At 65.0% G+C, this 3,843-nt stretch carries 5 protein-coding genes, 1 pseudogene and 1 riboswitch; of the genes and pseudogenes, 1 reads left to right on the plus strand and 5 read right to left on the minus strand.

The genetic code is table 11. The features are described from left to right. Positions 1-449: pseudogene (locus tag AC1DT3_RS14070) on the minus strand (tRNA (N6-isopentenyl adenosine(37)-C2)-methylthiotransferase MiaB); the annotation flags it as partial. A 220-nt stretch (positions 450-669) separates the two neighbouring features. Continuing rightward, positions 670-851: riboswitch (FMN riboswitch) on the plus strand. Between the two features lie 79 nt (positions 852-930). On the opposite strand from AC1DT3_RS14070, the gene AC1DT3_RS14075 reads away from it, so the two are divergent. After that, positions 931-1,434, plus strand: coding sequence for a 6,7-dimethyl-8-ribityllumazine synthase (locus tag AC1DT3_RS14075; protein ID WP_477465876.1), 504 nt, complete (start codon positions 931-933; stop codon positions 1,432-1,434). A gap of 48 nt (positions 1,435-1,482) precedes the next feature. Here the strand turns inward: AC1DT3_RS14075 and olsA are convergent, their stop codons facing one another. The 4 genes from olsA to AC1DT3_RS14095 form a co-directional block, all read right to left on the minus strand. Then, a complete protein-coding gene (olsA, locus tag AC1DT3_RS14080; RefSeq protein WP_477465877.1) occupies positions 1,483-2,271 on the minus strand; it encodes a lyso-ornithine lipid O-acyltransferase in 789 nt (262 codons plus the stop codon). Further along, the gene (locus tag AC1DT3_RS14085; protein ID WP_477465880.1) at positions 2,268-2,654 is read right to left on the minus strand and encodes a Fur family transcriptional regulator; all 387 of its coding nucleotides are present in this window, start codon (positions 2,652-2,654) and stop codon (positions 2,268-2,270) included. The genes olsA and AC1DT3_RS14085 overlap by 4 nt, the downstream gene beginning before the upstream one ends. A gap of 229 nt (positions 2,655-2,883) precedes the next feature. Beyond that, on the minus strand, positions 2,884-3,369 hold the full coding sequence (locus AC1DT3_RS14090; protein WP_477465878.1) for a GNAT family N-acetyltransferase: 486 nt from the start codon (positions 3,367-3,369) through the stop codon (positions 2,884-2,886). Then, positions 3,366-3,843 (minus strand): tRNA threonylcarbamoyladenosine biosynthesis protein TsaB (locus tag AC1DT3_RS14095; protein ID WP_477465879.1); only part of this gene is annotated, 478 nt, incomplete at its 5' end. The genes AC1DT3_RS14095 and AC1DT3_RS14090, both read right to left, overlap by 4 nt.

Consider the following 3,843-nt stretch of genomic DNA (forward strand, 5'->3'; position numbering starts at 1 on the left):
CGGCTGAGGGTCCTGGCCTTGGTGGGCGCAGGCAGCACGTCGAACTTGTCCTCGATGGGAAATTCCGTATCGACCACGCGCGCCGAGCCGGAGCGCTTCAAGAGGTCCGGCAGGCGATGATAGTTCTGCGGCCCGACCACCACGTCGACGGCGGATTGGCGGCGCAGAATCTCACCACCCTCGGCCTGGGCGACGCAACCGGCGACGACGATCTTGGTCTCGCGGCCTTCGGCCTCGCGCTCTTCCTTGATCTCGCGCACCCGGCCGAGTTCCGAATAGACTTTGTCGGCCGCCTTCTCGCGAATGTGACAGGTGTTGAGGATGACGAGATCCGCCTCCTCCATGACCTTCGTTTCGCCGTAGCCCTCGGCCGCGAGCATGTCCGCCATCCGCTCGGAATCGTAGACGTTCATCTGGCAGCCGTAGGATTTGACGAAGACTTTTTTCACGGCGGGCAACCTGTCCTGGCAATCGATGTCTGGCAATCGATGTCCGGCCGCGGCCGGAGCGTTTCTCTTTACGGGCTTTGAGTCTTCAAGAGAAGAGTGGCCGTCCTGCGGCATCGAGGGGCACTCTTGCCCATGAAACTAGTCAATGAAACTAGCCAATGAAACTTGCCAACGGAAGAACGTCGACCTTACGATACGCCCGCTCGCCCCTTCGGGCGGGTGATGATCTCAGGGCGGGGTGAAACTCCCCACCGGCGGTGAAGGGATTTCGATCTCTCAAGCCCGCGAGCGCTTTTCACGGCGATGATTTTCACTCCGGTGATTTTCACGTTCCTGAGAAGGTCAGCAGATTCGGTGTGAATCCGAAGCCGACGGTTACAGTCCGGATGAAAGAGATCGGTCGTTGCGACGGCGCTCGCATGCGCCCCATCGCGGCTTCCGTTTGCCCTGATTCATGTTTGGGCAAAACAAGGAAGCCAACGTGGATCAGTTCCAAAATCAAACCATTGCATCGCGCGAGACGGGCCTTCGCCCGCCAATCGCCTTCATTCAATCCTGCTGGCACAGGGATATCGTCGACCGCTGTCGGGTCGCGTTCATCGCGGCCATGTCGGAAAGCGGGTTCGCGCGCGACATCGAATGTTACGAAGTCCCGGGCGCGTTCGAAATTCCGCTCCTCGCGCAACGCCTGGCGCGCAGCGGACGTTATGGCGCCATCGTCGCGGCGGGACTGGTCGTCGACGGCGGCATCTACCGGCACGATTTCGTCGCCGATACGGTCATCTCCGCTCTCATGCGCGTGCAACTCGACACCGACGTTCCGGTTCTCTCGGCGGTGCTCACCCCACATCATTTCCACGAGCACGACGTGCATCGCGGATTTTTCGCCGGCCATTTCGACGTGAAGGGCCGTGAAGCCGCCGCGGCCTGCGTATCCGTAATGGATGCACATTATGCACGGCCGGTGACGGCACACGCAGAGTAGACGAAAAGCCGGCCGATCATCTCGGCCGGCATCACCCTGCCTGGTGAATCATTCTGCCGATGAATCATCCTGCCGGTGAATCGCCCGGCGCACGGCCGCCTCGGCTGCGTTCGTCGCCGCCTTGCGGTTGCCGTCGAACGGCACCGGCTCGCCCCAGGTGACGACGACGTCGAGCGGCCCGCCGGTCACGATCTCGGCGAGATGGGGCGCGAGTTCCATATCGCCGTACCAGGCAATGGCCGGCCGGTCGCGCCGCGTCACAGGCAGGCCGTTTCGACGCGTGTAGGCGATCGCCAGCGGCTGCAATCGAATGGCGTCGATACCCGGATCGCTCAACGCGGTCTGCGCCGCACCTACGATCGAGGAACGGAAGGGCAGAAGGCGGTTGCCGTCCCCCGTGGTCCCTTCGGGAAAGAGGACGATCGCATCGCCCTTCGCGAGACGCTGTGCCACCGCGCCGTTGACCTCCGCGGTCGCCTTGCGCCGCTGCCGGTCGAGGAAGACGGAGCGTTGCAGGCGCGCGAACAGACCGATCACCGGCCACGATTCAACCTCGGATTTGGCGATGAACGACAAGGGCCTGAGCGAACCGATCACCGAGATGTCGAGCCAGGACACGTGATTGGACAAGACGAGCGTCGCGACATCGCGCGACGGCGGCGCGCCGCGCTCGACGACGCGGATGCCGAACAATTTGAGGAACACGCGGTGAAACATCATCGGCGCGGTGGCGAGGGCCGGCCAGCCGAAACGCAGGGCCACCATCTGGAACGGGATGGCGATAGCGGCGAAGAGCGCGAGGATGAAAAGCCTGGCCGCAACGACGATCCTAATCACACATCGTCCTCGTCGAGGGGCACCGCGTAGAGTTCCAGCCGGTGATAGACGACCTTGAAGCCGAGCTTTTTCGCGATGGCGTTCTGCAGCGCCTCGATCTCCTCGGAGCGGAATTCGATCACGTCACCGGTTTCGAGATTGATCAGATGGTCGTGGTGCTCCCGTGCCGCCTGTTCGTAGCGCGAGCGTCCGTCCCGGAAGTCGAGCCGCTCGATGATGCCTTGGGTCTCGAGCAGCTTCACCGTGCGATAGACCGTGGACAGGGAAATTCGGTCGTCGACCTCGACCGCCCGACGATGCAGTTCGACGACGTCAGGGTGGTCGGCGGCGGCATCCAGGATCCGCGCGATGATGCGCCGCTGTCCCGTCATGCGCAGTCCCATCTCCCGGCAGGCGCGCTCGATGGCATCCGGGCGCTTCGGGGTGGTCTTCGATGTCGAACGTGCTGCCAAGACGAACTCCCACAAGCGCGATCAGCAAAGGGACACCCGGTGTTGCGCCCGATCACGCTCTCAAATCTCGAAGTCGCGCAAAGGCGGCCGCGAACCGTTTCGGCTCCGATGCCCCAGCGCGGGCGTATCCCGTGCTTATAGGCGAGGACACCCGGCGCGGCTACAGGGCGGCCCGCATGGTGAGGGCCGCGACCCGGCTGCCGTCGGGTTTCAGGTAATAGCCGGACCGCCGCCCGATCTCCTCGAAGCCGAGGCGCCGATAGAGTGCGAGAGCCGGCACGTTGCCCTCCTCCACCTCGAGATGGACGATGCGCACACCGCGCCGTTCGAGGTCGGCGAAATGGTGGACGAGAAGCGGACGCGCACGGCCCTGGCCACGCCCTTCGCTGCCGATGGTGACGGTGAGGATCTCCGCCTCGTCGAGGACGATCCGCGACAGTACGAAACCAGTCGGGGTCGTTGCCCGGCCGAGAAACAGACCGTCCGCGACAATCCCTCGTTCGCCAAGGAGCCGTTCGAATTCGTGAACGTCCCAAGGCCTGGCGAAAGCGGCGGCATGGAGGGCCGAGAGCCGGGCCGCGTGTTGGACGAAGACGGGTTCGAAGCGGGCCGAGGGTGGGGTGAGGAACCGRTTCAGGAAACTCATCGGCGGGCGATTCTGGCGCCCTCCTGCGGCTTCGCGTCGGGGCCGCGCAGGTAGAGGGGTTTTGGCAGGGCGGTGGCCGGATCGGCGATGGCGCCAAGGCGCGCCACCCAGGTGATTTCCGGCGCCAGCGGCGCCTCGGCGATCGTGGCGTCGATCCCCTGCGCCCAGGCTTCGGCGGCCAGCGTGGGCGCAGCCGAGCCGGTGAGGAGGAGAGGTCCCGAGCCGAGCAGCCGCAGGGCCTCGCGAAGCGTCATGAGGGTGGGCGCGATGATGGCGCGGCCACCGGGCGCCACGGCCTGGATGAAGACATGGCCGTGCTTGGCGTCGACCGCCGCGGTGAACAGGCCGCGCGCACCGCCCGCCAGCATCGGCGCGAGAAAGGCCGACAGAGTCGCGACGCCCACCACGGGGATGCCGGCGGCCAATCCGATGGCGCGGGCCGCCGAAATGCCGACCCGCAGGCCCGTATAGCTT

The sequence above is a fragment of the Microvirga sp. P4_G7 genome (assembly GCF_056401005.1).